Consider the following 26,220-nt stretch of genomic DNA (forward strand, 5'->3'; position numbering starts at 1 on the left):
CCTGGCGTCGCTGGTGGGCGGCCGCATCGGTGGGCGGCCAGGACCGATCCGCATCCAGCCGGACCCGGTGGAACTCATCCGGTCCGGTCCGGGCGGATCGGTGGGTAAGGCACGCTGCCGCCGTACGTCACCCGGGCGGCAGGTCCTTCTTCCGTCGGGCGACTTCGGCGGTGATCTCAGGGAGCCACTCTCGCAGGACTTTCGCCAGTCGCTCCTTCGTTTCCGAAGTCAGTTGCTCCCGCAAGGGGTCAAGGCAGTACTCCACGACTGCCTTGTGTCGCTCGGGAGCCTTGCAGATGAACACGGCGAGGACGCGAACCACCGGGAGAAACTTGCGAACCTGAATGACCCAGCCGAACAAGGAAAGTCCTTGTACGAATTTCCAGACGCTCTTGACGGCGGTCTTGATGATCAAGTCTTCGAGTGGAAGGCGTTCGGACGCTCGACGTGACTTGATGATGAGGTCGGTGACCTTGTCCGGCACCTTGTCGAACAGTTTGACACCTTCGTCGAGCACGTGGGCCAGTTGCGCGAACAAGTCGCACCAGAAATGATCCGCGAGCGCGACCTTGACTTCCTTCGATACCGGGCCGGCCACCGCTCGTTCGATGTCTTTGAGGACGTGCTCGGCCAGTACGTCGCCCAGCTCTTCCACCCGAGTGACGACCGGTCCCTCGTTCGAGAGAACGGCCTGCGGGTGAGTGGTGTCCGGCGCCGCTCGCGTGTCCGATATCCCGTCGATGGATGATCGGCCGGAAGGTGCCGCGTCGTCGGCCGGATCGTCAGGTGACGTTCGGTGTTGCTGGGTTTCCTCGGAATGTAGAGGGGATTCTCCGTCGATCGCTGGTGATGTCCCGGCGGGAACGGTGCCCGCGGCCGCGAGATCTTGTGCCAGCCACTCCACGAGATCGGCGATCGCCGAGTCGATACCCGCGATCTTCTTCGGATAGCTGATCCGCTGCGAGGGGCGCTGGTTCGCGTTCCGTTTCCCCACGAAGGCGGCCCGCCATGCGTCGTCCACCTTTATCCGGAAATCGCGGCGAACCGCGGGATCGGGATCTTTGGCGAGTTTGACGGCGTCCTTCCAGCCGTGCTGTGTACCCCAGCACATGGTGCACCGGCACCTTCGGCTCTGAGCGCGTTCGCAGTTCGGGTAATGCCCCATCCATCCCCCTCACCGGCAGAAATTCCACTATGGGGCGATCAAGTGCGCACCTCTACCGCTGACCAAGTGAAGTGCCTCGGTAGCTCTGCGTAGTGCTCGCGCGGGTGGCTCGGCGGCCGCACGAGGCGTAAGTCGGATCGGCGGCTTGAAGCCGTTTCGCGCAGGGGGCAGACTCGCCCGCATGCCGTCGCTCAGAGGCCGCCGGGCCTTCGTCATCGCCGCCACCGCCGTGCTCGCCACGACCGTCGCGGCCGCGCCCGCCGACGCCGCCACCCCCACGCCGAAGTCCCCGGTCGCCGTCGGTTTCGGGGGCGCCGTGGCCAGCATCGACGCCGACGCCACCGCGATCGGCACCCAGGTCCTGCGCGACGGCGGCAACGCCGTCGACGCGGCCGTCGCGGTCGCCGCCGCGCTCGGCGTCACCGACCCGTTCTCCGCCGGCGTCGGCGGGGGCGGGTTCTTCGTCTACTACGACGCGAAGACCCACCGCGTCCACACCCTCGACGGCCGGGAGACCGCGCCGAAGACCGCCGACGCGAACCTCTTCGTCGAGAACGGCCAGCCGCTGCCGTTCGCCGACGCCGTCACGAGCGGGCTCGGCGTCGGTGTCCCCGGCACGCCCGCGACGTGGTCCGAGGCCCTCCGCAAGTGGGGGACGCGCTCGCTGGCGAAGTCCCTGAAGCCCGCGGAAGACTTGGCGCGCAAGGGATTCGTCGTCGACTCGACGTTCCAGACGCAGATCGCGAACAACGCCGCGCGGTTCGCCGCGTTCCCGTCGACGCGGTCGCTGTACTTGCCGGGCGGCGCGCCGCCGTCACCCGGGACCGTGTTCCGGAACCCCGACCTCGCCGCGACGTACGCGCAGCTCGAGCGCCAGGGCGTCGACGCGCTGTACCGCGGCCCGATCGGCGCGGACATCGCCAAGACCGTGCAGCAGCCGCCGAAGGATCCCGCTTCGACGCTGAACGTGCGTCCCGGCAAGCTGAGCACCGCGGACCTCGCCGCCTACCGCGCCATCGAGCGCGACCCGACCCACGCGCGGTACGAGGGCCTCGACGTCTACGGCATGCCGGCGCCGTCCTCGGGCGGGCTCACCGTCGGCGAGGCGCTCAACATCCTCGAGAACTTCGACCTGAAGCACGCGAGCAAGGCCGACTACCTGCAGTACTTCCTGGAGTCGACGCGGTTCGCCTTCGCCGACCGCAACCGCTGGATCGGCGACCCCGCCGTCGTCGACGTCCCGGCCAAGGAACTGCTGAGCCAGCGCTTCGCCGACTCGCGGGCGTGCCTCATCTCGAAGGACAAGGCCGCGACCAGCCCGGTCGCCCCGGCCGACCCCAAGCACCCCACGCCCTGCGCCGCGGGCACGACGGCGGCGCCGACGCCGTACGAAGGCGAGAACACCACGCACCTGACCGTCGCCGACAAGTGGGGCAACGTCGTCGCCTACACGCTGACGATCGAGCAGGAGGGCGGCAGCGGGATCGTCGTGCCGGGCCGCGGGTTCCTGCTCAACAACGAGCTGACCGACTTCTCGTTCACGCCGGTGACGCCGGGCGTGCCCGACCCGAACCTGCCCGGCCCGGGCAAGCGGCCGCGCTCGTCGATGGCGCCGACGATCGTGCTCGACCACGGCCGCCCGTTCTTCGCGACCGGCTCGCCGGGTGGCGCGTCGATCATCACGACGGTCCTGCAGGTGATCCTCGGCCGCCTCGACCGCGGGTTGTCGCTGGAGGACGCCATCGCGGCGCCGCGGGCGTCGCAGCGGAACTCGGCGGCCGCCCAGGTCGAGCAGGCGTTCCTGGACCAGCCGGAGACGGCGGACCTGAAGGCCCGCGGCCAGGGCTTCTCGACGGCGCCGGCGGAGATCGGCGCGGCGACCGGGGTGGAGCGCCTGCGTGACGGCCGCTGGCTGGCGGCGGCGGAACCGGTCCGCCGCGGTCAGGGCGCGGCCCAGGTGGTGTGGCCCACGCGCTGGTAGCTCAGGCTTCGAGAGCCCAGCGGATGTACGGCGCCTTCGGGACGAACCCCGCCCGTTCGAACACCCCGGAGGCGCCGGACGGGCTCGCCGAGTCCACCACCAGGCTCGCCCGGTCGTAACCCTGCTCAGCGGCGGCGCGCAACGCGTGGGCGAGCAGCGCGCCGGCGATGCCCTGCTTCCGGTGCTCGCGCAGCGTCCCGACGATCATGAAGTGCGCGTCGCGGATCCCGGTGGCCTCGGTGTCGGCGTCCCAGGACATCGTCACGAGCAGCGCCACCGGGACCCCGGCCGCGTCCCGGACCAGGAAGCTGACCCCGGGCCGGAAGGTCTGGTTGACGATCTTGTTCCGCCAGAGGTCCGCGGGCATCGGCACCGCGCCCCAGGTGTCGGCGAACGCCTCGTTCCGCACCCGCCGGAAGTCCTCGTCGGTCGCCGCCGACCACGGTTCGATCCGCGCGTCCACCGGCGGGACGTCTCCGAGCGGGTGCTCCATCCGCCGGAAGTACCGCACCGGCGTGAAGCCCCGGGACCGCATCAGCTCGGCGAGGCCCGCGATGTGCTCGGGGCGGTGGACGTCCACCGCGAGCCGCAGGGCCGGGTGGTGCAGCTCGTGCAGGACCTTCGCGGCCGCGACCCCGGCTTCGACCAGCCGGGTGCCGAGGCCCCGGCGGCGGTGGGCCGGGTGGACACCGCCGTCCAGGAAGACCCGGTGGACCTCGTCGGCGGCCGGCTTGAAGCGGATCTTCATGTAGCCGATCATCGCGTCGCCGTCGAAGGCCGCGAGGCTGCCGCGCTCCAGGTCCGCAAAGGGGTCGACCAGCTCGGTGAGGGTGTCCTCCGCGGTGTAGTGCTCGCCGATGCCGTCGACCGCTTCCATGGCGTTGAGCAGGTCGGCCGAGGCCTGGGCGTCCTCGCGGGTCAGCGGGCGCCACGTCGGGGAAGAAGATCGTCCGGGCATGCGGGTGACGCTAATCCCCGGCCGCGGGAGCTGTCGCGTTGTTTACCGGCGTTTCAGGCGGGCGCGGGCGCGGGCGCGCCGTGATCATGCGGGCCTTCTAGACTCGGGCGCGATGTTCCAGTCACGTGAATCCTCCCTGCTCCCGCCGGAGGTGGGCCGATGAAGCTCGTCTTCGCCGGCACCCCCGAGCCCGCGGTCCCCGCGCTGCGCGCCCTGCTCGACTCCGGCCGCCACGAGATCGTCGCCGTCGTCACCCGGCCCGACGCCCAGGCCGGCCGCGGCCGCCGGGTCGTCCGCTCCCCGGTCGGCGCCCTCGCCGACGAACACGGCATCGAGGTGCTGACGCCCGCGCGCGCCGGCGACCCGGCCTTCCTCGCCCGGCTCACCGAGCTCGCGCCGGACGCCTGCCCGGTCGTCGCCTACGGTGCGTTGCTGCCGCAGGCCGCGCTCGACATCCCGCGTCTCGGCTGGGTGAACCTGCACTTCTCGCTGCTGCCCGCGTGGCGGGGCGCGGCGCCGGTCCAGGCCGCGATCCGCGCCGGCGACGAGATCACCGGCGCGTCGACCTTCCGGATCGTCAAGGAGCTGGACGCGGGCCCGGTGTTCGGCGTCGTGACCGAGGCGATCGGCGAAACCGACACCGCGGGCGGCCTGCTCGGCAGGCTGGCGGAGTCCGGCGCCAAGCTGCTGCTGTCCACCATGGACGGTCTGGCCGACGGCAGCCTGGTCGCGCGCGAGCAGCCCGCCGAAGGGCTGAGCTACGCGCCGAAGGTGACCGTCGAGGACGCGCGCGTGTCCTTCGCCGACCCGGCCTCGGCGGTCGACCGGCAGATCCGGTCGGTCACGCCCGACCCGGGCGCGTGGGCGGAGTTCCGCGGCGAGCGCTTCAAGCTCGGCCCGGTGACGGTGGTCGACGAGCCCGGTCCGCCGCCGGGGGAGATCGTGGTCGAACGCAAGCGGGTGCTGGTCGGGACAGCGACGAAGCCGTTGCGGCTCGGCGAGGTCCAGGCACCCGGCAAGAAACGGATGGCGGCCACCGACTGGGCGCGAGGTACGAGGATCGACCAGGGAGAGCGCCTCCGGTGAACGACCACAGGGAACGACGTCCGTCACGGCCGCAGCGAGGCCGTCCGGCACCGCGCAAGGAAGGCCCGCGCCGGCCGCCGGAGGTCGACGGGCCCCGGCAGGCCGCGTTCGACGTCCTGCGCGCGGTCCGGGAGAAGGACGCCTACGCCAACCTCGTCCTGCCGGACCTCCTGCGCGAGCGGCGGATCAGCGGCCGGGACGCGGCGCTGGCCACCGAGCTGGCCTACGGCACGTCGCGGGCCCAGGGCCTGCTCGACGCCGTCATCGAGGCCTGCGCCGAGCGGCCGCTGGCCAAGACCGACCCGGTGGTGCTGGACGCGCTGCGCCTCGGCGTCTACCAGCTGCTGCGCACGCGCATCCCGGAGCACGCCGCCGTGACGTCCACTGTGGACCTCGTGCGAGCCGAAGCCGGTTCGTGGGCCACGGGTTTCGCGAACGCCATCATGCGCAAGGTGTCCGAAAAGGACGAAGCGGCCTGGCTGGACGAGGTCGCGCCGGACGAGGCCACCGACCCGATCGGGGCCTTCGCGCTGCGCACCGCGCACCCGCGCTGGATCGCCCGCTCGTTCGCCGAAGCGCTGGGGGACAAGGGCGAGGGTCTCAAGGCCGCGCTCGAAGCCGACGACGCGCGGCCCGAGGTGCACCTGGTCGCCCGGCCCGGCGAGATCAGCGCGGACGAGCTGGCCGCGATCACCGGCGGCGACCCCGCGCCGTACTCGCCCTATGGCGTCCGGCTGCCCGCCGGTGCCGGTGACCCGGCCGACGCCGAGCCGATCCGCGAGCGGCTGGCCGCGGTGCAGGACGAGGGCAGCCAGCTGTGCGCGATCGCCGCGACGAAGGTGCCCGTCGAAGGCACCGACGAGCGCTGGCTCGACCTCTGCGCCGGTCCCGGCGGCAAGGCGGCGCTGCTCGGCGCGCTGGCCGCGTTGAGCGGGGCGACCGTGGACGCCGTCGAGAAGGCGCCGCACCGCGCGAAGCTCGTGGAGAAGGCCACGACCGGTTTGCCGGTGAAGGTGCACGTCGCCGACGGCCGCGAAAGTGGCCTGGAGCCGGGCTACGACCGGATCCTGGTCGACGCGCCGTGCAGCGGGCTCGGTGCCCTGCGGCGGCGGCCGGAGGCGCGCTGGCGGCGGCAGCCGTCGGACGTCGCGGACCTGACGAAGCTGCAGGGCGAGCTGATCACCGCGGCCTACGCGCTGCTGCGGCCGGGCGGGGCGCTCACCTACGTCGTCTGCTCGCCGCACCTCGCCGAAACCGAGGGCGTGCTGGGCGAGACGGCGCGGCGGCTCAAGGCCCAGGTGCTGGACTCGCGCGAATTCTTCCCCGGGGTGCCGGAGCTCGGCGACGGGCCGTACGTGCAGCTGTGGCCGCACCGCCACGGCACGGACGCGATGTTCTGTGCCGTGCTGCGCAAGCCGTGAGAGATCTCGGGCTGGTCGCCGGCTCGTGCGGCGGACTGGACGTCCGGTTCGCCGCCGAGCTGGTCCGGCCCGCCGCCGAGCGCGGCTGGCGCCCGGCGATCACCCTGACGCCGACGGCGCACCGCTGGCTGGAGTCGACGGGCGCGCTCGCCGAGGTTGCTTTGTCGACCGACCTGCCGGTGCGCAGCGTCTCGCGGCTGCCGGGGGAGCCGCGGCCGCACCCGGACCCGGCGGTGTTCCTCTTCGCGCCGGCGTCGGCCAATTCGGTCGCGAAGCTGGCGCTGGGCATCGCGGACAACCAGGCGCTGACGGTGCTCGGCGACGTCCTCGGCGCGCCGGGGATCACGATCGTGGTGGCGTACCAGATCCAGGACACCCGGGTGCACCACCCGGCGTGGCAGCACCACCTCGACACCCTCGCGGAGGCCGGGGTGACGCTGCACCGCCTGGACATCGGCCGGCCGTGGACCGAGGCCCTGGACCTGCTTCCCTGAGCCGGCCGCCGGGGCGCCCCCCGTTTTCGACCTTACCGGGCGGCACCGACAGTTCCGGGCCGCGAGCCGCGCACGCAGGCGGTGGCGCGGCTCGCGGACGGCGAACGCCGGCCAGGGGCGAACGCGGCCTCCGGACCTACGAGCACGCCGCCGCGGCGGTGGCGGCCAGCAGGTGCCCGCTCGTCTCCGCCGGCGAGGGATTCTCGTTCAGCACCACCGTCACCCGGCGACCGCCCGGCCCGACCCCCGCCAGGTTCGTGAACCCGAGAATCCCGCCTTCGTGGCCCCAGAACTCCCCGCACGACAGCGGGATGCTGCCCAGCCCCAGGCCGTAGCGCGCGCCCGGGACGCCCAGGTCGGCCGGGACCGTGCGTTTCATCTCGGCCAGCTCGGCCGGGCGCAGCAGCCGTCCGGCGAGCAGGGCGCCGTAGAAACGGTCGAGGTCCGCCGGCGTCGAAACCAGCCCGCCCGCCGCCCCCGCGATCGTCGCGTCGTAGTCGCTGAAGTCCACCAGCTCCCCACCAAGCGGCACATACCCGACGGCGTGCGGGTCGGGCAGCTTCTCATCGCCGCGGCGGGGGAGGTACGTGTCGCGCAGGCCCAACGGCCGGGTGATCCGCCGCGCGATCTCGTCGCCCAAGGAACGGCCGGTGACCTGCGAGACGAGCATCCCGGCGACGATGTAGTTGGTGTTCGAGTACGACCAGCTCGTACCGGGCGGGAACAGCGCGGGGTGCTTCAGCGCCATCGCCACCAGCTCGGCCGGCTCCGCGCCGCGGTGGCGCAGTGACTCCGGATCGCTCAACGCGAGGTCGTCGGTGTAGTTGTACAGCCCGCTCGTGTGCTGCAGCAGCTGCCGCACGGTGATCCGCCGGTCCGGGAGCAGGCCCGGCAGGTACCGCTCGACCGGCGCGTCCAGCTTCACCCGGCCCTCGCCCACGAGCTGCAGCACGACGGTCGCGACGAACGACTTCGTGACGCTGCCCGCGCGGAAGGACCCGTTGCGCGGGAACGGTTTCCCAGTCGTCACGTCCCCGGTGCCGCTGCGCGTCACCCGCGTCCGGGCGCCGTCCTGGACGACGGCTTCGGCGCCCGGGACGCCGTCCTGGGCGGTCACCGTGTCGAGCGCGCCCTGGAGCGGGCTGGTGGTGGCGAGCGCCGGCGCCGCCGTGGTCGCCGCGAGGAGCGCGACGAGCGTCCCGATGGCGACGATCCGCTTGCCGCGCAAAGACTTCCGCATGGAAGAACCCCCTGGTGTCGTGGTGCTCCCCAACCTAGGGAGCCGCGAAACCAGGGGGCATGGGGCAGGCCGCCCGAACGATCCGGGGGCCTGCCCCACCTTTCGTGGATCAGCGCAGGCGAAGAGCCCGCTTCAGGGTGCCGAACAGGTCGGTCTGGTTGGTCAGGCCGACGATGTTGGCCGCCTGCGGGCCCATGGCCGCGATGCGGACCTGGGTGCCCGTGTGCGACTGCGAGCCGCCGGTCTCGGCGGTGCCGTACGCGAGGGTCATGTTCGCACCCTCGTTGGTGATCAGCGTCGCGGTGAGGCCCGGGGTGGCGGTCGGCTCGACGATCTGGGAGCTGTGGCCGTGGTCGGCGGTCACCAGCACCAGGGTGTCGGGGTGGCTGCGGGCGAACGCCGTGCCCGCCGCGATCGCCGCGTCGAAGTCGATCGTCTCGCCGATCTGGCCGCACGGGTCGGCGGCGTGGTCCTGCTTGTCGATGCTCGCGCCCTCGACCTGCAGGAAGAAGCCCTTGTCCGCGTGGCGGTCGTCGAGCAGCTCGAGCGCCTTGCGGGTCTGGTCGGCCAGCTTCGGCTGGGTCTTCGGCAGCGCCGGGTTGGCGGTGCAGCGCGACGGCGCCGTGCCGCCGTGGACCGCCGCCGGGCCGGTCCAGTTCACCGGCATGTTCCCGTCGGCGAACAGGCCGAGGACCGGCTTGCCCTTCTTCGCCGCCGCCAGGTCCGCCGCGGTGTTGACGACGTTGTAGCCGGCCGCCTTCGCCTGGTCCAGCACGGTCTTGCCGGCGAACTTCCCGGCCGTCACCTTCTGGTTGAAGTACTTCGCGCCGCCGCCCAGCAGGACGTCGGGGCGGGTCTGGACGAGCTGCTCGGCGATCGAGCCGGCGCCGCCGTTCTCCTTGGCGTTGACCGCGCACTTGGCGGTCGTCTCGACCGGGCCCTTGCAGTCGCGGCTGACGACGTGCGAGCCGAGCACGGCCGGGGTGGCGTCCTGGACCTCGGCGGTGGTGACGTCGCCGGTGCGGAGGCCGCCGCGCTTGGCCAGCTCGAGGATCGTCGGCACGGGGTTGCCGTACGCGTCGACCGAGATGGCGCCGTTGTAGGTCTTGACGCCGGTGGCCCAGCCGGTGCCGGACGCGGCCGAGTCGGTCACGTAGTTCGGCTTGCCGGGGTTGTTCTGCTCCACGGCGTAGGTGGTGTAGTCGCCGGTCAGCGGCAGTTCGTCCATCGCGAGCCGGCCGGCGGCGCCGCGCTCGTAGTTGCGCGCGGACGTGATCTCGGACTGGCCCATGCCGTCACCCAGGAACAGGATGACGTTGCGGGCACTGCCGCCCTGGATCGCGGAGCGGACGTCGGTGGTGCGGTCACCGGTGCCGGCCGACGAACGCGCGTTGGCCCTGTCGGAGCCGCCGGTGGCACTGTCGGAGCCGCCGGTGGCACTGTCGGAGCCGTTGGCGGCGATGGCGACCGGGGCGGCGGCGACCAGCGCGGCGCCGAGCGCGCCCGCGACCAGCCACCGGCGGCGGCCGGTGAGCAGCGAAGCCATGTTTCTCCTCTTCGGGGACTTCGGGAGGTAAGAGCCCGGATTCCGGACACGGGCTATTAGTCCGTCTGCATGTGTGCCGAGGAGGGACGGCGGGTGAGCGCCAGGTGACCGCTGGGGGAACTCATGGCTTCACGGAGGTGACCGGGAGCACGTCGGTTATTGACCGGCGAGGTGGCCCGGCGCGACGATGCCCGATTCGTACGCTATGACCACTGCCTGGCTGCGGTTGGCGGCGCCGAGCTTGCCGAAGATGTTGCCCACGTGGGTTTTCACCGTCTCGAGGCTGATCACGAGCGCGGCCGCGATGTCCTGGTTGGACAGTCCGGTGGCGACCAGCCGGAGCACCTCGGCTTCGCGCCGGGTGAGCGCTTTCGCGGCCCGCGCGTACCGCCCGCTCGGCAGCCGCGCGCCCACCAGCCGCCGGATCGCTTCGGGGAACAGCAGCGACTCGCCGGCGGCGACGGTCCGGACGGCGTGCGCGATCTCCTCCTTGCGCGCCCGCTTCAGCAGGAACCCGCTCGCCCCGGCCAGCAGCGCCTCGTGGACGTAGTCGTCGTTGTCGAACGTCGTGACGACGAGCACCTTCGGCGGTTCAGCCAGTCCGGCCAGCAGCCGCCGGGTGGCCTCGATGCCGTCGGTGCCGGGCATCCGGACGTCCATCAGCACGACGTCCGGCCGGGTGCGGCGGACCGCGGGCAGCACCTCCGCACCGTCCGCCGCCTCGCCCACGACGGTGATGCCCTGCTGCTCCAGCAGGGCCCGCAGTCCGGTGCGGACCAGCGGCTCGTCGTCGGCCAGGAGCACGGTCGGCGTCACGCGCCCGCCCTCAAGGGGATGGTCGCGCGCAGCCGCCACCGCTCCCCGTCGGGCCCCGCGTCGAGCTCGCCGCGCAGGGCTTCGACGCGCTCGGCGAGCCCGGCCAGCCCGCGTCGTCCGGGCCGCGGGCCCACGCCCGGCAGGGCGTTGACGACGGCGATCGCCAGGCGCTCGGGCCCGGCCTCGACGCGGACGTCGACCCCGCCCGGGCCGGCGTGGCGCAGCGCGTTGGTCAGGCCCTCCTGGACGATCCGGTAGCCCTCGCGCGACACCGCGGCGGGCAGCGCCGCGACCGGCCCGGTGACGGTCAGCCGGACGTCGAGCCCGGCGTCGCGGGCCCGGACGGCGAGGACGTCCACCTCGGTCAGCGTGCGCGCCGGCTCCTTGGTCGCGGGTTCCTCGCGCAGCAGGCCCAGGACGTGGTCGAGGTCCTCGAGGGCGCTTCGAGACGCTTCTTCGATCGTGCCCAGTGCGCGCCGCACCTGGGCGGGGTCGGCCTCGACCAGGTCCGCCGCGGCCGCCGCCTGGATGGTCGACGTCGTCAGCGTGTGCCCGATCGAGTCGTGCAACTCGCGGGCGAGCCGGTTGCGCTGGGCGAGCACGGCGGCGCGGCGTTCGGCGAGCGCCGCCCGTTCGGCGTCCGACGGGCCCAGCAGCGCGGTCGCGGCCGTCCGCAGGCCGAGGGTGGCGGCCGCGGTCAGCGCCAGGGCCGCGAAGGCCACCGCCAGCCCGAACGGGATCGTCCACGCCCCGAGCGGGACGCCGTCCCAGACGAGGCTGATCGTGTCCTGGCCGCCGGTCAGCCACACCGCGGGGACGAGCAGCCCGAGCCCCAGGAAGGCCAGCAGCGTGAACAGGACGCCGCTCGCGGCCGTGTGCAGCGCGAGCCACAGCCCCGAGCGCAGCCGCGACGCCACGTCCGGCCGGCCCTCGGGCGCGGGGACGCGGGTGCCGAGCAGGGTGTTGGCCAGGCCGATGCCGAGGCGGCGCACCGGTCCCAGCAGGCCCAGCAGCCCCATCAGCACGGCCAGGGCGAGCAACGCGATGAGCGCGCGGACCCGGGAGTCGACTTCGACGGACACCGCCGCGGCGAACGCGAAGGGCGTCACCGGGACCGCGACGGCAGCGCCCGCGGCGGCGTGGAGCAGGCTGCGGTAGCTGCCGATCCGGGTCAGGGAATGGAGGAATCCGGGCATGCGGCGAGCGTAGGACGGCCGGGCCACCCCGGACCTCCCTCTCCGGAGCCAGATCCTGGTCGTACGCCAGATCCGTCACAACCGGTTAGCGACCGTTAGCGCGGGCCTCCTACACTCGGGACGTGGCAGACCGACCCCTGATCGCCCCCAGCATCCTGTCCGCGGACTTCGCCCGGCTCGGCGAGGAGATCGCCGCCGTGGCCGACGGCGGGGAGACCCGCGCCGACTGGGTCCACGTCGACGTCATGGACGCGCACTTCGTGCCCAACCTGACCCTCGGCCTGCCTGTGGTGAAGTCCCTGCTCGCGAGCACCGACGTGCCGATCGACTGCCACCTGATGATCGACGACCCGGACCGCTGGGCGATCGGGTACGCCGAGGCGGGCGCGTACAACGTCACCGTGCACGCCGAGGCCGCGAAGGACCCGATCGCGCTGGCCAAGAACCTGCGCGCCGCCGGGGCGAAGGCCGGCCTGTCGCTCAAGCCGGGCACCGCGCTCGAGCCGTGGCTCGACGCGCTCAAGCACTACGACACGCTGCTGGTCATGTCGGTCGAGCCGGGCTTCGGCGGCCAGTCGTTCATCGCCGACGTGCTGGAGAAGGTCCGCACCGCGCGGCGGCTGGTCGACACCGGGCACCTGAAGCTGATCGTCGAGATCGACGGCGGGATCAACGCCGAGACCATCGAACAGGCCGCCGAGGCGGGCGTCGACTGCTTCGTCGCCGGCTCCGCCGTCTACGGCGCCGGCGACCCGGGCAAGGCGGTCGCCGCGCTGCGCGAGCAGGCCGCCCGCGGCCGGGCCGGCTGACCCCGCGACGGCACCGGGGAAGCCTGCGGGCCGCGTCGGGTGTTGGATGGAAGAACCGGCTCACAAGGAGGCAGCGGACGTGTTCACCGGCATAGTCGAGGAGATCGGCGAGGTCACCGCGGTCGAACAGCTGACCAACGCGGCACGGCTGCGCGTACGCGGCCCGCTGGTCACCAGCGACGCCGGGCACGGCGACTCGATCGCGGTCAGCGGGGTGTGCCTCACGGTCGTCGAGGTGGGCGGCGGCGAGTTCACCGTCGACGTCGTGAACGAGACGCTGCAGCGCTCGAGCCTGGCCAAGGTCGCGACCGGCGACCGGGTCAACCTGGAGCGCGCCACCCCGGCCGGCGGCCGGCTCGGCGGGCACATCATGCAGGGCCACGTCGACGGGACCGGCGTGTTCCTCGGCCGCGACGAGAACGGCGTCACGACGTTCGCGCTGCCGGCGCACTTGGCCCGGTACGTGGTCGAGAAGGGGTCGATCGCGGTCGACGGGATCTCCCTGACCGTCGCGGCGGTGACCGACGACCGGTTCCAGGTGGCGCTGATCCCGACCACGCTCGAGGTGACCACGCTCGGCGGCCGGGAGGCCGGCGACCTGGTGAACCTCGAAGTCGACGTGGTCGCGAAGTACGTGGAGAAGCTGGCCGAGGCACACATCCGCGACCAGGTGCACAATCGGGACGGCGGCACGGAGGAGCGGTCATGAGTGAGACGAGTGCGGCAGAGCCCGAGGCGGGCTGGACCCCGTGCGGTACCGGGGCGGTGTTCGACGCCGACGCCATCGAGCGGGCGATCGCGGACATCGCGGCGGGCCGCGCGGTCGTCGTGGTCGACGACGAAGACCGCGAGAACGAGGGCGACCTCATCTTCGCGGCCGAGAAGGCGACGCCGGAGCTGCTGGCGTTCATGGTCCGCTACACCTCGGGCTACGTCTGCGTGGCGCTGACCGAGGCCGAGGCCGATCGGCTGGACCTGCCGCCGATGTACCACACGAACCAGGACGCGCGGGGCACCGCGTACAGCGTCACGGTCGACGCCGCCGAGGGCATCAGCACCGGTATTTCCGCCGCCGACCGCGCGCACACGATCCGGCTGCTGGCCGACCCGGCGTCCACGGCGAAGGACTTCCGCCGTCCCGGGCACGTCGTGCCGCTGCGGGCCAAGGGCGGCGGCGTGCTGCGGCGCCCCGGGCACACCGAGGCGTCGGTCGACCTGGCCCGGATGGCCGGGCTCGCCCCCGCGGGCGTGCTCTGCGAGATCGTGTCGCAGAAGGACGAAGGCGACATGGCGCGGCGCGACGAGCTGGAGGTGTTCGCGGCCGACCACGACCTGGCGATCATCACCATCGCCGACCTGATCGCCTACCGCCGTCGCACCGAGAAGCAGGTCGAGCGGGTCGCCGAGGCGCGCATCCCGCTGGCCGCGGGCACGTTCCGCGCGGTCGGCTACGACAGCCTCCTGGACGGCATCGAGCACGTCGCGTTCGTCTACGGCGAGATCGGCGACGGCCAGGACATCCTCGTGCGCGTCCACTCCGAGTGCCTGACCGGCGACGTCTTCGGCTCGCTGCGCTGCGACTGCGGCCCCCAGCTGGAGGCGGCCCTGGAAGCGGTGGCCGCCGAAGGCCGCGGTGTCGTGCTCTACATCCGAGGACACGAAGGCCGCGGCATCGGCCTGCTGCACAAGCTGCAGGCCTACCAACTGCAGGACGACGGCGCGGACACGGTGGACGCGAATCTCGCCCTCGGCGTCCCGGCCGACGCCCGCGACTACGGCACCGGCGCGCAGATCCTCTGCGACCTGGGTGTCCGCACCATGCGGCTGCTGTCGAACAACCCGGCCAAGCGGATCGGCCTGGAGGGCTACGGCCTGCGCGTCACCGGGCGGGTCCCGCTGCCGATCTCGCCGAACCCGGAGAACCTGCGCTACCTGCGGACCAAGCGCGACCGGATGGGCCACGACCTGGCCCAGCTGGAGCACTACGACCAGGTCGGCGCGGCTTCCGAGCACCCCGAAGGGGGCATCCTGTGAGCGGCGACGGCCGGCCCGACCTCAAGCTGGACCTCTCCGACTGCAAGTCGCTGAAGCTCGGCATCGTCTCCACCAAGTGGAACGCCGCCATCACCGACGTCCTGCTGGAGCGGGCCTTGTTCGCGGCGAAGGAGGCGGAGCTGGAGGAAGAGCCGACGGTCGTCCGCGTCGCCGGCGCGATCGAGCTGCCGGTGGTCGCGCAGGCGCTGGCCCGCAACCACGACGCGGTCGTCGCGCTCGGCGTGGTCATCCGCGGCGGCACCCCGCACTTCGAGTACGTGTGCGACGCGGTCACGGCGGGCCTGACCCGGGTGGCGCTCGACGAGAGCACCCCGGTCGGCAACGGCGTCCTCACCTGCGACACCGAGGAGCAGGCCCTCGACCGCTCCGGGCGTCCCGGGGCGAAGGAGGACAAGGGGTACGAGGCGACCGTCGCGGCGCTCGACAGCGCGCACGTGCTGCGGGCCCTGCGCCAGCCGTGGACCGAGCGGGGTTTCGTGTGAGCGTGGCTACTTCGACCGAGACCCTGGTGATCCGCCCGCGGCGCGCGCTGATCATGTGCAGCGTGCTGGCGGTGGCGCTGCTGGCGGTGTTCGTGGTGGTGGCGGTGCTGCTGCGCAACGGCAACACGGGAGTCCGCTTCCAGCGCTCCGACCAGGCGGCGATGATCGGCATCGGCATCCTGCTGGCGTGCGGCGTGATGCTGTTCGCGATCGCCAGGGTGCGCGCGGACGAGACCGGGATCGAAGTCCGCAACGTGCTGATGACCCGGCGCTTCGCTTGGAGCGACGTGCTTTCGGTGAGTTTCCCGGACGGTGCCTCGTGGGCGCGGCTGGAGCTGCCGGAGGACGAGTACCACGCGGTGATGGCGGTGCAGGCGGTGGACCGGGCCCGGGCGGTGGAAGCGGTGCGAGCACTGCGAAAGCTCCACCGCGCGGCCACCTCGTGAGCACTGAGCCCGGCTAGAGGTCCAGGTCCACCACGATCGGCGCGTGGTCGGACGGGCCCTTGCCCTTCCGCATGTTCCGGTCCACATAGGAATCCGTCACCGCCGACGTGAAAGCATCGTTGCCGTACACCAGGTCGATCCGCATCCCCTTGTTGTTCGGGAAGTTCCCCGCCCGGTAGTCCCAGTACGTGAACGGGTGGTCGTACTTCAACGGCCGCGGGAACACGTCCGACAGCCCGAGATCCCGCAGCCGGGCCAAGGCGTCCCGCTCCGGCTTCGTCACGTGCGTCGACTCCGCGAACACCGCGATGTCCCAGACGTCCGCGTCCGTCGGCGCCACGTTGAAGTCGCCCAGCACCGCGAACGGACCGCCGGAAACCTCCGAAGCGACCAGCGACCGCAAAGCCTCCAGCCATTCCAGCTTGTACGCGTAGTGCGGGTTGTCCGGCTCGCGCCCGTTGGGCACGTACACCGACCACACCCGCACCCCACCGCAGGTGGCGCCCACGGCACGCGCCTCGGCCGCACCCTCGAAAGAGGGCTCGCCCGGCAGCCCGCGCACCACGTCGGACAGCCCCACCCGCGACACGATCCCGACGCCGTTCCAGCGCCCGAGCCCGTACGCCGCCACCTCGTAGCCCAGCGCCTCGACCTCGGCGGCCGGGAACTTCTCCGTCGAGTTCTTCAGCTCCTGCAGGCACAGCACGTCCGGCGCCGTCTGCTCCAGGAACTCCAGCACGCGCGGCAGGCGGGGGACGATGGAGTTCACGTTCCAGGTGGCGATCCGCATGCCCGCGAGCATCCCACACCGCACCGACAACTTCGGGGCGGCGCGAGAACCGCGCCGCCCCGAAGGAACGTCAGACGCCCGCGGTCGTCCGGATCCAGGACCGGCTCGACGCCACGCTCGCGTAGTTGTTCGTGCCGCGCGTGTTCGTCCCGCTCTGGTTCTGGACCGTCGACGCGACGCCGACCTGGACGCCACCCGACACCTGGGGCCCGCCCGAGTCGCCCTTCCACGCCGAGCCGTTGATCCCGACGCTCTGGATCGCGCGGCCGCCGTACGCGTCCGACGACCGGCCGGTCACCTGGACGTTCGCCGTCTTCAGCGCCGACGCCGGCGGGCCGGTCGGGGTGGTGCGGCCCCAGCCGTAGAGCTGGTTGGTGCTGCCCGTCGACGGGTCGGCGCCGCCCAGCGTGATCGGCGCCGCGCTGGTCGCCGAGGCGAGGTGCAGCAGGGCGATGTCGCCGTTCGGGGACTCGTACTTCCCGTCGACCGCGATCTGCGTGCCGGAGAACAGCGTGTTGCTGCCGACCTTGACGTGCATGCCCGAGCCGTCCTGGTCGAGGCAGTGCACCGCCGTCATCACCCAGCGCGCGGCGACGACCGTGCCCGAGCAGTTGAAGCCCTGGAAGTCGCGGCCGGGGGTGTTGACGTAGACCTGGGCACCCCAGGAGACGGCCGGGGCGGTGGTGCCGCCGACGATGTTCGGCTGGACGCCGGCCGAAGCGACGGCGCCACCCGCGAGGGTCAGCGCGACGGCGGCCGTGCACGCGGCGCCGAGGATACGAACAGAGCTCACGGAGGTGATCCTTTCGGACGGGGCCCGATCGGGCCGGTCGGAAAGTAACCACCGCCTCATCCCGGGCGACACCTACCGAAGTCGGAACCGGACTAACACCCTACTTCCGGCGGGGCACTCGGGGGCGTGCGAGAACTGTCGGTGCCGACCCATAGTCTTGGGAGGTGGCTGACCCGACCACCTACCGACCCGCTCCGGGAAGCATCCCGGAGGCCCCTGGCGTGTACAAGTTCCGCGACGCGACCAAGCGGGTCATCTACGTCGGCAAGGCGAAAAGCCTGCGCAGCAGGCTGAACTCCTACTTCGCCGACCTCTCCGGCCTGCACCCGCGCACCCGGCAGATGGTCACGACGGCCGCGAGCGTCGAGTGGACCGTCGTCGCCACCGAGGTCGAAGCGCTCCAGCTCGAGTACAACTGGATCAAGGAGTTCGACCCGCGGTTCAACGTCCGTTACCGCGACGACAAGAGCTACCCGATGCTCGCGGTGACGCTGACCGAGGAGTTCCCCCGCCTGCACGTCTACCGCGGCGCCCGCAAGAAGGGCGTCCGGTACTTCGGGCCGTACGCGCACGCGTGGGCCATCCGCGAGACCCTCGACCTGCTGCTGCGCGTCTTCCCGGCCCGCACCTGCTCGGCCGGCGTGTTCCGGCGGCACGGCCAGATCGGCCGGCCGTGCCTGCTCGGCTACATCGACAAGTGCTCGGCGCCGTGCGTCGGCCGCGTCTCGGCCGACGAGCACCGCGAGATCGTCGAGGACTTCTGCGACTTCCTCGCCGGCAAGACCGACGTCATGATCAAGCGCCTCGAGAACGAGATGGCCGCTGCCTCCGAAGAGCTCGAGTTCGAGCGCGCCGCCCGCCTGCGCGACGACCTCGGCGCGCTCCGGCGAGCCATGGAGAAGCAGGCCGTGGTGCTCGGCGACGGCACGGACGCCGACGTCGTCGCGTTCGCCCACGACGACCTCGAAGCCGCGGTCCAGGTCTTCCACGTGCGCGGCGGCCGGGTCCGCGGCCAGCGCGGCTGGGTCATCGACAAGGCCGAGGAGATGGACGTCCCGGCGCTGGTCGACCACTTCCTCACCCAGTTCTACGGCGACGAGGCCGACCTGGACGCCCGTGACGACGTCGACGCGGGGCCGGTGGTCCCGCGCGAGGTGCTGGTCCCGGAGCTGCCCGCGGACGCCGACGCGGTCGCCGAGTGGCTCACCGGGCTGAGGGGCTCGCGGGTCCAGCTGCGCGTGCCGCAGCGCGGGGACAAGAAGGCCCTCGCCGAGACCGTCCAGCGCAACGCGGGGGAGGCGTTCACCCAGCACAAGCTGCGCCGCGCCGGCGACCTCACGGCGCGCTCGGCGGCGCTCACCGAGCTGCAGGAGTTCCTGGCGCTGGACACCGCGCCGCTGCGCATCGAGTGCATCGACATCAGCCACATCCAGGGCAGCGACGTCGTGGCGTCGCTCGTCGTCTTCGAGGACGGGCTCGCGCGCAAGTCCGAGTACCGGCGCTTCGCCCTGCGCGAGGCGGCGGAAGAGGGCGACGTCGCCTCGATCGCCGAGGTCGTGCGCCGGCGGTTCTCCCGCTACCTGAAGGAAACCGCCGAGGGTGCGGCCGAAGACTCGGCCAAGCCGGGCCTCGACCCGGAGACCGGCCGGCCGAAGAAGTTCGCCTACCCGCCGAACCTGCTGGTCGTCGACGGCGCGGGCCCGCAGGCCACCGCCGCCGCGGACGTGCTGGCCGAGCTCGGCATCACCGACATCTCCGTGATCGGGCTGGCGAAGCGGCTCGAAGAGGTGTGGCTGCCCGCCGACCCCGACCCGGTGATCCTGCCGCGGACGTCGGAGGGGCTGTACCTGCTCCAGCGGCTGCGCGACGAGGCCCACCGGTTCGCCATCACCTACCACCGCGAGAAGCGCTCCAAGCGGCTGCAGGCGTCCGAATTGGACAGTGTGCCCGGGCTGGGGCAGGCTCGCCGTACCGCCCTGATCAAGCACTTCGGCTCGGTGAAGAGGCTCAAGCAGGCCAGGATCGAAGAGATCGAGGCGGTGCCCGGCTTCGGCAGGCGCACCGCGGAGGCCGTGGTCGCCGCGCTGGCCGGGGAGTCCGGCGCGAGCAACGGCACGCAAGCAGGGGAGTAGGGAAACACAGTGAGTGCGCAAGAGGAGATCCGCGGGTCCGGCATGGAGGTCGCGGTCGTGTCTGGTCTGTCCGGAGCGGGCCGCAGCACCGCGGCCAAGTGCCTGGAGGACCTGGGCTGGTTCGTCGTCGACAACCTGCCCCCGGAGCTGATCGCCACCATGGTCGAGCTGGGCGCGCAGGCGCGCGGCGCGATCACGAAGGTGGCCGTCGTCATGGACGTGCGCTCGCGCGCGTTCACCGACGACCTGGCCTCGGTCATCAAGGACCTGGACGCCCGGGGCTACAAGCCGCGCGTGCTGTTCCTGGAGGCGACCGACGCGGTGCTGGTCCGGCGCTTCGAGGCGGTCCGCCGCGGCCACCCGATGCAGGGTGACGGCCGGCTCGCCGACGGCATCACCGCGGAGCGGACGCTGCTGGAGCCGCTGCGCGAAGAGGCCGACCTGGTGCTCGACACCTCGTCGCTGTCGGTGCACGACCTGCGCGCCAAGATCGAGGACGCGTTCGGGTCGGAGGCGAGCACCCAGACCCGGGTCACCGTGCTGTCGTTCGGCTACAAGTACGGCCTGCCGATGGACGCCGACCTGGTGATGGACGTCCGGTTCCTGCCGAACCCGTTCTGGATCCCGGAGCTGCGCGAGCACACGGGCCTCGACGGCGAGGTCCGCAACTACGTCCTCTCGCAGGAGGGCGCCGAGGAGTTCCTCGACCGCTACCACCAGCTGCTGCGGCTGATCGGTGCCGGCTACAAGCGCGAGGGCAAGCGGTACCTGACGCTGGCCGTCGGCTGCACCGGCGGCAAGCACCGCAGCGTGGCGCTGTCCGTGGAGCTCGCCCAGCGTCTGTCCAAAGAGGACGGAATGGCCGTGAAGGTGGTGCACCGCGACCTTGGTCGTGAATAACGTGCGGGCGGTCGCCCTCGGGGGCGGCCACGGGCTGCACGCCACGTTGTCCGCGGTGCGGCGGGTGACCCCCGACGTCACCGCGATCGTGACCGTGGCCGACGACGGCGGGTCGTCCGGCCGGCTGCGGCGCGAACTCGGGCTGCTGCCGCCGGGCGACCTCCGGCAGGCCTTCGCCGCGTTCGCCGCGGAAGACGGCGGCACGCTGTGGGCCGAGGTGTTCCAGCACCGCTTCGGCGGCGACGGCGCGCTGGCCGGGCACGCGGTGGGGAACCTGCTGCTGGCCGGGCTGTTCGAGGTGCTCGGCGACCCGGTCGCCGCGCTCGACGAGGCCTGCCGCCTGATGGGCGTCTCGGGCCGGGTGCTGCCGATGTCGCCGGAGCCCCTGGAGATCGTGGGCCAGGTCAGCGGCCTCGACAGCGAGGACCCGGCGGCGCTGCGCACCATCCGCGGGCAGGTCGCGGTGGCGTCGACGCCGGGGCAGGTCCAGCGCGTCAGCCTGCACTCGCCCGGGCACTCGGGGCGGCCGCCACAGGCGTGCGAGGAAGCGGTGGAGGCGGTGCTGAACGCCGACGTCGTCTTCCTCGGCCCGGGCTCCTGGTTCACGAGCGTTCTCCCGCACCTGCTGGTGCCCGGCCTGCACGACGCGCTCGTGAAAACCGCCGCGACGAAGGTGCTGGTGCTCAACCTTGTCCCCCAGCCGGGGGAAACCGCGGGGTTCTCGCCGGAGCGGCACCTGGACGTACTCTTCGAGCACGCGCCCGATCTGCGGGTCGACGCCGTGATCGCGGACCGCGATTCCGTCCCCGACCCGGCGAATCTCCGGCGCGCGGCGGAACGGCTCGGCGGGCGCGCCCACCTGGGGGCGGTGGGCGACCCGGAAGTGGCGGGACGGCATGATCCTGATGCGCTCGCGCGATGCATGCGGGAGGCTCTCGGTCTCGGCAGGGGCGGGGAGCACGGGGGAGGAGCGAAAGGCAGGGAGGGGCAGTAATGGCGATGACCGCCGCGGTGAAGGACGAGCTGAGCCGGCTGGAGATCACGAAGATCGGGCCGCGCCGGGCGGAGGTCGCGTCGCTGCTTCGCTTCGCCGGCGGCCTGCACATCGTGGCCGGCCGGGTGGTCGTGGAAGCGGAGCTGGACACGGGCTCGGTCGCGCGACGGCTGCGCAAGGAGATCCACGAGCTGTACGGCCACCATTCGGACGTCCACGTCATCACGGCCAGCGGCGGGCTGCGCAAGGGCACCCGGTACGTCGTGCGCGTGGTCAAGGACGGGGAAGGCCTGGCCCGCCAGACCGGGCTGATCGACCAGCGCGGCCGTCCGGTGCGCGGGCTGCCCGCGGCCGTGGTGTCCGGGGGAGTGGCCGACGCGGAAGCGGCGTGGCGGGGCGCGTTCCTCGCGCACGGCTCCCTGACGGAACCGGGCCGCTCGTCGTCGCTCGAAGTGACCTGCCCGGGCCCGGAGGCGGCGCTGGCGCTCGTCGGCGCGGCGCGCCGGATGGGTATCCAGGCGAAGTCGCGCGAGGTCCGCGGGGCCGACCGCGTGGTGGTCCGCGACGGCGACGCGATCGGCGCGCTGCTGACCCGCCTGGGTGCGCACACGAGCGTCCTGCAGTGGGAAGAGCGGCGCATGCGCCGCGAAGTCCGCGCGACGGCGAACCGCCTGGCCAACTTCGACGACGCGAACCTGCGCCGCTCGGCCCGCGCCGCGGTGGCGGCGGCGGCCCGCGTGGAGCGAGCACTGGAGATCCTCGGCGACACGGCCCCGGACCACCTCCTGGCGGCGGGCAAGCTGCGCCTGTCGAACCGGCAGGCGTCCCTGGAGGAGCTGGGCCAGCTGTCGGACCCGCAGATGACGAAGGACGCGGTCGCCGGCCGCATCCGCCGCCTGCTGGCGATGGCGGACAAGCGCGCCAAGGACCTGAACATCCCGGACACGGAGTCCGCGGTCACCCCGGAGATGCTCGAAGAAGACGACGAGGCCTGACGAGGTCCCGCGGCCGGGGTCCGGCGATCGCGGGTTCGCGGTTCACGATCGACGGCCCGCCGTTCGCGGCGTTCGCCGATGCCTCGGTCGCGGTACCGGTTCATCGGCGGCGAGCCCAGGGGAGCCGGCCCCGCTGGTCAGCCGGTTTTCGGTCGGTGCGGTTAACGGGATCGGTGCCGTCCGGCCCAACTCGTAACACCCCGGTAGCGCGGGGGAGTGGTCGCCGAAACGCGGCGCGTCGAACCTCGGTCGGGAGGGAGTACGCCGAACGAGGGAAGGGGAACGCATGCGCACGAGCCGGAACAGCAATGACCGCGCGCAGCTGCAGGTGTCGCCGGAGGTCGGCACCTGGCTCGCCCGGCGCAGCAGCAGGGCCGACGACTGGACCGCGGAACAGCTGGTCGAGGCCAAACGCGGCACGACCGTCTCGGTGGTCATCCCCGCGCGCAACGAGGAAACGACGGTCGGCGCGATCGTCACCGCCATCCGCGAAGAACTCTGCGAACACCACCGGCTCGTCGACGAGATCCTGGTCGTCGACAGCCACTCGACCGACGCCACCGCCGAGGTGGCCGCCGCGGCCGGCGCGCGTGTCGTCGCGCAGGACGCCGTGTTCCCGGCCCTGGACGGTCTGCAGGGCAAGGGCGAGGCCCTGTGGAAGGGCGTCGCGGCGACGACCGGCGACCTCGTGGTCTTCGTCGACGGCGATCTCTACGACTTCACCACCGACTACGTCACCGGGCTGCTCGGCCCGCTGCTCACCGACCCGTCGGTGGCCTACGTCAAGGGCTTCTACCACCGCCCGCTCAACGGCGCGGCGGGCAGCGAGCCCGAGGGTGGCGGCCGCGTCACCGAACTCGTCGCGCGGCCGCTGATCAACATGTTCTGGCCCGAGCTGTCGGGCTTCGTCCAGCCGCTGGCGGGCGAGTACGCGGGCCGGCGCGAGGTGCTCGAGAGCATCCCGTTCGTCGTGAACTACGGCGTCGAGATCGGCCACCTGATCGACCTGCTGGAACTGCGCGGCCTGGACGCGCTCGCCCAGGTCGACCTGGGCCACCGCGTGCACCGCCACCAGAGCACGCAGGCACTGGGCCGGATGTCGGGGCAGATCATGCAAACCCTGTTCGACCGCCTGGAACGCTACGGCCGCCTGGTGACGGCCATCCCGCCGGCGACGATCCTGGCGCAGTTCCAGCGCGGCACGTCGGCGGACGGCGTCGAGCGGGAACTGGTGCTGACGGACCTGACGTCCCCGCAGCGCCCGCCGCTGGCGAGCCTGCCGGTGACGCTGCGCCCGGAGAACGAGCTGGACCTGCAGGACACCGCGTAGCGAGGTCCGGTGGTCGCCCGCCGCGGGAGCCCTCGCGGCGGGTGATCGCCACGCCGGCGCCGTCAGCAGTACGCGTGGTCCGTGCGCTCCGGCCGATGCGGAATGGTCGTCTCGATGTGCAGGGCGTCGTAGGAGGCTTGCCAGGTCGCCGAGTTCACGAATTCCTGGATCTTCGTGGTGAACTGGATGCACGCCTTCGAGTCGCTCTTGCGCATGCCCACTCCGTAGAACTCCTTCGGGTTGACCAGGGAACCGTTGTCCCAGTAGGCGGGGTCGACCTTGGCCTTCTTGAAGTTGGCGACGGACAGGAGGATCGCTTCGTCGGTCTCCACGGCGTCGAACTGCCGGTCGTCGACGTCGAGGAAGGGGTCCAGGCACTCGGCGAGGGTGTCCTTCGCCCGGGCGCCGAGCTTGTCCGCGGCCGTGGTCCCCTTGGTCACGCAGGTGTGCTCGGAGTCGAGCAGCCTGGTCTGGCCGGTGATGGCCGCCAGCTTGTCGCGGTCGACCATCTGCCCCGACCGGTCGACGAAGTAGGGCCCGGCGAAGTCGATGAGGTCCCGGCGGTTCTTCGTGGGGTCGGTCGTGCTGGTCCCGTCCATCGAGTAGTTCGCGATGACCAGGTCGACGTCGCCGCGCAGCAGGGCGCCTTCCCGGTCGTACGGGGTGAGCGCCACCGGCACGACCGTGAAGTGGAACTGCTCGGCGAGGTAGTCCGCCAGGTCGACGTCGAAACCCTTCGGGTCGGTGCCCGGGTAGCTCCACCCCGGGATCTCGCCGTTGAACCCGACCCGCAGGGTCTTGCCGGCGACGGGCCACAGTTCGGGTCCGGAGACGGCGACCAGGGGCGCGGCCGACGGCCGGGCCGCGGCGGTCTGCGTGGGGTCCGGGGCCGAGCCGGGGTGCAAGGTGATCGCCGCGGTGGTCGTGGCCGCCGCGATCGCCAGCACGGCCGAAGTCAGGGCGAGTGAGCGTTTGTGCATTCGTGTCAGTCTTTCTCGGGAGGAGTGGAGACCACGGCGACCGCGATCGCGGTCGCGTAGCCGAGCAGCCCGAGCGGGGCCGCCACCGCGCACGCGAGCCCGGCGGACAGGCCGGTCGACCACAGGACCGTGCCCGCGACGAGCGCCAGGACCACCGCGGACGCGCCCAGCCACGGGTCGGCCAGCGCCCGGCGTACGCGTCCGGGGCGCTTCGGCTCGTCGTCCGCGCCCGGGGCGTCCTCCCAAGCGCGGATGAGGTCGTAGAGGCGCCCGGCCTCCTGCGAGACGATCTTGCTGTCGTGGTCGAGGAACCGCAGGACCTCCGACCGGACCCGGTCGCGCACCGAGCGGGTGCCCTGGCCGTAGAGGTCTTCCAGGCGCCGCAGGCCGCGCACGATGATCGTGTTGACGTCGCTGCCCAGGTCGGTGACGACGTCGGGCGCCAGGTCGCGCGCGATGAGCGCGGCCCGGTTGCGGACCACGGCCTTCTGGTCGACCGTCTTGGTCGCGGTGTGGTCCGGTTCCGGGTACCCGGCCGCCAGCAGGGCCTGGCGCAGCCGGGGGAAGATCCGGGGCAGCGACAGTTCGGGCGACGGGTCGTCGATGCCGTTGGTCAGCAGGTCGATGAGGACGCCCGTGAACGCGGTGTGCCGGGCTCCGGCCGGGGCGACGGCGTGGATGTTGCTGCCGGCCGAGGCCAGCACGTACGAGCCGGAGATGACGAACGCCTCCCCGTCCGCCTTGCCCATCGCTTCGGCCAGTGCCCGGCCGCTGAAGCAGGTGTCGATGACGATCATCCGGCACGCCGCCTGGCTGTCCCGGACGATCCGGCGGATGTCGGAGTACGGCAGCGCGTGGTTCCACCAGAAGTCTTCGCCGAGGTCGTCCGTGCTCGGCAGGGGCAGGTGAAGCTCGTTGCTCGACAGTTCCTTGGGCGCGGCGTGCCCGCTGAGGTAGACCAGCAGGACGTCGGTGGCCCGCGCCGCGGCGGCGCGGACCGCCCGCAGGATCGCGTTGCGGTCGTCCTCGTCCAGCACCGGCGTGCAGTTCTCCGCGAGGAAACCGCCGTACTGCTCGTCGGTGAGCACGGCCGCGAGGTCCGCGACGTTGTTGGCCACGGCCGGCAATGGCTGCTCGGCGAACGAGCCCGAGTACGTGGTCGTGCCGATGAGGACGGCGTGCGAGGACTCAGGAACGGGAAGGCGCATCGGCGTTCTCGCTGATGGTCACCGACCGGTGCACCAGGAGGGTCTCGGCCAGCGCGGCCGGCTCGGTGGCGCGGGTGAGGCGGACGTGCACCTCTCGGCCGTCTTCGGCGGTGTAGGAGAGAAGCAGGTCACCCTTCCGCAGCCGGTCGCGTTCGACCAGGTACCCGCAGACCGAGCGCGCCAGGACGGGCACCGCGGCGATCGCCGCCGCGACCACCACTTCCCAGCCCATGGTTTCGGGGGTCGCCCGGCCGGACGTCGTCCGGAGCCGGCCGCGCAGATCCTCTTCCAGGGCCAGCCATCCCGGGAGATCGTCGGGGCCGGTACTGCCTTCGAAGGTGATGGCGATCGTCACTGTGCTCCCGGTTGCCGTCTCGTCGGAGCCCGCCGTGGGCCCGGCGGG

The 26,220-nt window shown here is 72.3% G+C and carries 25 protein-coding genes; 14 read left to right on the plus strand and 11 right to left on the minus strand.

Annotated elements, in window-relative coordinates; translation table 11 throughout:
* Positions 1 to 127: 127 nt before the first annotated feature.
* On the minus strand, positions 128 to 1,111 hold the full coding sequence (locus AA23TX_RS11100) for a hypothetical protein (protein WP_155542456.1): 984 nt from the start codon (positions 1,109 to 1,111) through the stop codon (positions 128 to 130).
* A gap of 235 nt (positions 1,112 to 1,346) precedes the next feature.
* Here AA23TX_RS11100 and ggt point away from each other — a divergent pair, with 235 nt between their 5' ends.
* Positions 1,347 to 3,146, plus strand: a complete 1,800-nt coding sequence (gene ggt, locus AA23TX_RS11105) for a gamma-glutamyltransferase (RefSeq protein WP_155542457.1) — start codon at positions 1,347 to 1,349, stop codon at positions 3,144 to 3,146.
* Between the two features lies 1 nt (position 3,147).
* On the opposite strand, the gene AA23TX_RS11110 is transcribed toward ggt, so the two are convergent.
* On the minus strand, positions 3,148 to 4,104 hold the full coding sequence (locus AA23TX_RS11110; RefSeq protein WP_155542458.1) for a GNAT family N-acetyltransferase: 957 nt from the start codon (positions 4,102 to 4,104) through the stop codon (positions 3,148 to 3,150).
* 159 nt (positions 4,105 to 4,263) lie between these two features.
* Between AA23TX_RS11110 and fmt the strand changes: the two genes are divergently transcribed.
* Genes fmt through AA23TX_RS11125 form a run of 3 tightly spaced genes read left to right on the plus strand, consistent with a single transcriptional unit; the run spans position 4,264 to position 7,105 of the window.
* Positions 4,264 to 5,190 (plus strand): methionyl-tRNA formyltransferase, encoded by a 927-nt coding sequence (gene fmt, locus AA23TX_RS11115; RefSeq protein ID WP_155542459.1) that lies wholly within the window; start codon positions 4,264 to 4,266, stop codon positions 5,188 to 5,190.
* Positions 5,187 to 6,611, plus strand: coding sequence for an RsmB/NOP family class I SAM-dependent RNA methyltransferase (locus tag AA23TX_RS11120; RefSeq protein ID WP_155542460.1), 1,425 nt, complete (start codon positions 5,187 to 5,189; stop codon positions 6,609 to 6,611). The genes fmt and AA23TX_RS11120 overlap by 4 nt, the downstream gene beginning before the upstream one ends.
* On the plus strand, positions 6,608 to 7,105 hold the full coding sequence (locus AA23TX_RS11125; RefSeq protein WP_155542461.1) for a flavoprotein: 498 nt from the start codon (positions 6,608 to 6,610) through the stop codon (positions 7,103 to 7,105). Before AA23TX_RS11120 ends, AA23TX_RS11125 begins: the two co-directional genes overlap by 4 nt.
* A 136-nt stretch (positions 7,106 to 7,241) precedes the next feature.
* Here AA23TX_RS11125 and AA23TX_RS11130 read toward each other — a convergent pair whose 3' ends face one another.
* The 4 genes from AA23TX_RS11130 to AA23TX_RS11145 form a co-directional block, all read right to left on the minus strand.
* Positions 7,242 to 8,345, minus strand: a complete 1,104-nt coding sequence (locus tag AA23TX_RS11130) for a serine hydrolase domain-containing protein (RefSeq protein WP_155542462.1) — start codon at positions 8,343 to 8,345, stop codon at positions 7,242 to 7,244.
* Between the two features lie 109 nt (positions 8,346 to 8,454).
* Positions 8,455 to 9,891 (minus strand): alkaline phosphatase, encoded by a 1,437-nt coding sequence (gene phoA / locus AA23TX_RS11135; RefSeq protein ID WP_155542463.1) that lies wholly within the window; start codon positions 9,889 to 9,891, stop codon positions 8,455 to 8,457.
* Positions 9,892 to 10,047: 156 nt separating this feature from the next.
* On the minus strand, positions 10,048 to 10,707 hold the full coding sequence (locus AA23TX_RS11140) for a response regulator transcription factor (protein WP_155542464.1): 660 nt from the start codon (positions 10,705 to 10,707) through the stop codon (positions 10,048 to 10,050).
* Positions 10,704 to 11,903 carry a sensor histidine kinase gene (locus tag AA23TX_RS11145; RefSeq protein ID WP_155542465.1) on the minus strand — a complete coding sequence of 400 codons (1,200 nt, stop codon included), beginning with the start codon at positions 11,901 to 11,903 and terminating at the stop codon, positions 10,704 to 10,706. Before AA23TX_RS11145 ends, AA23TX_RS11140 begins: the two co-directional genes overlap by 4 nt.
* Positions 11,904 to 12,040: 137 nt before the next feature.
* On the opposite strand from AA23TX_RS11145, the gene rpe reads away from it, so the two are divergent.
* The 5 genes from rpe (at position 12,041) to AA23TX_RS11170 (ending at position 15,695) form a co-directional block, all read left to right on the plus strand.
* Positions 12,041 to 12,712 carry a ribulose-phosphate 3-epimerase gene (gene rpe, locus AA23TX_RS11150; RefSeq protein ID WP_155544379.1) on the plus strand — a complete coding sequence of 224 codons (672 nt, stop codon included), beginning with the start codon at positions 12,041 to 12,043 and terminating at the stop codon, positions 12,710 to 12,712.
* Between the two features lie 79 nt (positions 12,713 to 12,791).
* A complete protein-coding gene (locus AA23TX_RS11155; protein ID WP_155542466.1) occupies positions 12,792 to 13,421 on the plus strand; it encodes a riboflavin synthase in 630 nt (209 codons plus the stop codon).
* On the plus strand, positions 13,418 to 14,746 hold the full coding sequence (locus AA23TX_RS11160; protein ID WP_155542467.1) for a bifunctional 3,4-dihydroxy-2-butanone-4-phosphate synthase/GTP cyclohydrolase II: 1,329 nt from the start codon (positions 13,418 to 13,420) through the stop codon (positions 14,744 to 14,746). The genes AA23TX_RS11155 and AA23TX_RS11160 overlap by 4 nt, the downstream gene beginning before the upstream one ends.
* Positions 14,743 to 15,249 carry a 6,7-dimethyl-8-ribityllumazine synthase gene (ribH, locus tag AA23TX_RS11165; RefSeq protein WP_155542468.1) on the plus strand — a complete coding sequence of 169 codons (507 nt, stop codon included), beginning with the start codon at positions 14,743 to 14,745 and terminating at the stop codon, positions 15,247 to 15,249. Before AA23TX_RS11160 ends, ribH begins: the two co-directional genes overlap by 4 nt.
* A 53-nt stretch (positions 15,250 to 15,302) precedes the next feature.
* The gene (locus AA23TX_RS11170; protein WP_155544380.1) at positions 15,303 to 15,695 is read left to right on the plus strand and encodes a PH domain-containing protein; all 393 of its coding nucleotides are present in this window, start codon (positions 15,303 to 15,305) and stop codon (positions 15,693 to 15,695) included.
* Positions 15,696 to 15,708: 13 nt separating this feature from the next.
* Here AA23TX_RS11170 and AA23TX_RS11175 read toward each other — a convergent pair whose 3' ends face one another.
* On the minus strand, positions 15,709 to 16,485 hold the full coding sequence (locus tag AA23TX_RS11175; protein WP_155542469.1) for an exodeoxyribonuclease III: 777 nt from the start codon (positions 16,483 to 16,485) through the stop codon (positions 15,709 to 15,711).
* A 70-nt stretch (positions 16,486 to 16,555) separates the two neighbouring features.
* Positions 16,556 to 17,278, minus strand: a complete 723-nt coding sequence (locus AA23TX_RS11180) for a S1 family peptidase (RefSeq protein WP_155542470.1) — start codon at positions 17,276 to 17,278, stop codon at positions 16,556 to 16,558.
* A gap of 164 nt (positions 17,279 to 17,442) precedes the next feature.
* Between AA23TX_RS11180 and uvrC the strand changes: the two genes are divergently transcribed.
* The 5 genes from uvrC (at position 17,443) to AA23TX_RS11205 (ending at position 23,629) form a co-directional block, all read left to right on the plus strand.
* Positions 17,443 to 19,410: an excinuclease ABC subunit UvrC gene (gene uvrC, locus AA23TX_RS11185; protein WP_155542471.1), complete on the plus strand. Its 1,968-nt coding sequence runs from the start codon at positions 17,443 to 17,445 to the stop codon at positions 19,408 to 19,410.
* A gap of 42 nt (positions 19,411 to 19,452) precedes the next feature.
* Positions 19,453 to 20,310, plus strand: coding sequence for an RNase adapter RapZ (gene rapZ, locus AA23TX_RS11190; RefSeq protein ID WP_003101350.1), 858 nt, complete (start codon positions 19,453 to 19,455; stop codon positions 20,308 to 20,310).
* 1 nt (position 20,311) lies between these two features.
* Positions 20,312 to 21,304: a gluconeogenesis factor YvcK family protein gene (locus AA23TX_RS11195; protein WP_155544381.1), complete on the plus strand. Its 993-nt coding sequence runs from the start codon at positions 20,312 to 20,314 to the stop codon at positions 21,302 to 21,304.
* Entirely contained in the window at positions 21,304 to 22,299 is a 996-nt protein-coding gene (whiA, locus tag AA23TX_RS11200; RefSeq protein WP_155542472.1) for a DNA-binding protein WhiA, read from the plus strand. Before AA23TX_RS11195 ends, whiA begins: the two co-directional genes overlap by 1 nt.
* Before the next feature lie 286 nt (positions 22,300 to 22,585).
* Positions 22,586 to 23,629, plus strand: a complete 1,044-nt coding sequence (locus tag AA23TX_RS11205; RefSeq protein ID WP_155542473.1) for a glucosyl-3-phosphoglycerate synthase — start codon at positions 22,586 to 22,588, stop codon at positions 23,627 to 23,629.
* 62 nt (positions 23,630 to 23,691) lie between these two features.
* On the opposite strand, the gene AA23TX_RS11210 is transcribed toward AA23TX_RS11205, so the two are convergent.
* The 3 genes from AA23TX_RS11210 to AA23TX_RS11220 are packed head-to-tail and all read right to left on the minus strand — an operon-like array spanning position 23,692 to position 26,172.
* Positions 23,692 to 24,609, minus strand: coding sequence for a transporter substrate-binding domain-containing protein (locus tag AA23TX_RS11210; RefSeq protein WP_155542474.1), 918 nt, complete (start codon positions 24,607 to 24,609; stop codon positions 23,692 to 23,694).
* A gap of 5 nt (positions 24,610 to 24,614) precedes the next feature.
* Entirely contained in the window at positions 24,615 to 25,817 is a 1,203-nt protein-coding gene (locus AA23TX_RS50705; RefSeq protein ID WP_155542475.1) for a caspase, EACC1-associated type, read from the minus strand.
* A complete protein-coding gene (locus AA23TX_RS11220) occupies positions 25,798 to 26,172 on the minus strand; it encodes an effector-associated constant component EACC1 (protein WP_155542476.1) in 375 nt (124 codons plus the stop codon). The genes AA23TX_RS50705 and AA23TX_RS11220 overlap by 20 nt, the downstream gene beginning before the upstream one ends.
* Between the last annotated feature and the right edge of the window lie 48 nt (positions 26,173 to 26,220).

This window comes from Amycolatopsis camponoti, from assembly GCF_902497555.1.
In the GTDB taxonomy this organism is placed as follows: domain Bacteria; phylum Actinomycetota; class Actinomycetes; order Mycobacteriales; family Pseudonocardiaceae; genus Amycolatopsis; species Amycolatopsis camponoti.

What these genes read in the sequence shown, in the direction of transcription:
- whiA (WP_155542472.1), top strand. Translation starts at nt 21,304, where the DNA reads ATGGCGATGACCGCCGCGGTGAAGGACGAGCTGAGCCGGCTGGAGATC.
- AA23TX_RS50705 (WP_155542475.1), bottom strand. Translation starts at nt 25,817, where the DNA reads ATGCGCCTTCCCGTTCCTGAGTCCTCGCACGCCGTCCTCATCGGCACG.
- rapZ (WP_003101350.1), top strand. Translation starts at nt 19,453, where the DNA reads ATGGAGGTCGCGGTCGTGTCTGGTCTGTCCGGAGCGGGCCGCAGCACC.
- AA23TX_RS11110 (WP_155542458.1), bottom strand. Translation starts at nt 4,104, where the DNA reads ATGCCCGGACGATCTTCTTCCCCGACGTGGCGCCCGCTGACCCGCGAG.
- fmt (WP_155542459.1), top strand. Translation starts at nt 4,264, where the DNA reads ATGAAGCTCGTCTTCGCCGGCACCCCCGAGCCCGCGGTCCCCGCGCTG.
- AA23TX_RS11175 (WP_155542469.1), bottom strand. Translation starts at nt 16,485, where the DNA reads ATGCGGATCGCCACCTGGAACGTGAACTCCATCGTCCCCCGCCTGCCG.
- AA23TX_RS11160 (WP_155542467.1), top strand. Translation starts at nt 13,418, where the DNA reads ATGAGTGAGACGAGTGCGGCAGAGCCCGAGGCGGGCTGGACCCCGTGC.
- phoA (WP_155542463.1), bottom strand. Translation starts at nt 9,891, where the DNA reads ATGGCTTCGCTGCTCACCGGCCGCCGCCGGTGGCTGGTCGCGGGCGCG.
- AA23TX_RS11205 (WP_155542473.1), top strand. Translation starts at nt 22,586, where the DNA reads ATGCGCACGAGCCGGAACAGCAATGACCGCGCGCAGCTGCAGGTGTCG.
- AA23TX_RS11100 (WP_155542456.1), bottom strand. Translation starts at nt 1,111, where the DNA reads ATGTGCTGGGGTACACAGCACGGCTGGAAGGACGCCGTCAAACTCGCC.
- AA23TX_RS11170 (WP_155544380.1), top strand. Translation starts at nt 15,303, where the DNA reads ATGTGCAGCGTGCTGGCGGTGGCGCTGCTGGCGGTGTTCGTGGTGGTG.
- AA23TX_RS11145 (WP_155542465.1), bottom strand. Translation starts at nt 11,903, where the DNA reads ATGCCCGGATTCCTCCATTCCCTGACCCGGATCGGCAGCTACCGCAGC.
- AA23TX_RS11130 (WP_155542462.1), bottom strand. Translation starts at nt 8,345, where the DNA reads ATGCGGAAGTCTTTGCGCGGCAAGCGGATCGTCGCCATCGGGACGCTC.
- ggt (WP_155542457.1), top strand. Translation starts at nt 1,347, where the DNA reads ATGCCGTCGCTCAGAGGCCGCCGGGCCTTCGTCATCGCCGCCACCGCC.
- AA23TX_RS11210 (WP_155542474.1), bottom strand. Translation starts at nt 24,609, where the DNA reads ATGCACAAACGCTCACTCGCCCTGACTTCGGCCGTGCTGGCGATCGCG.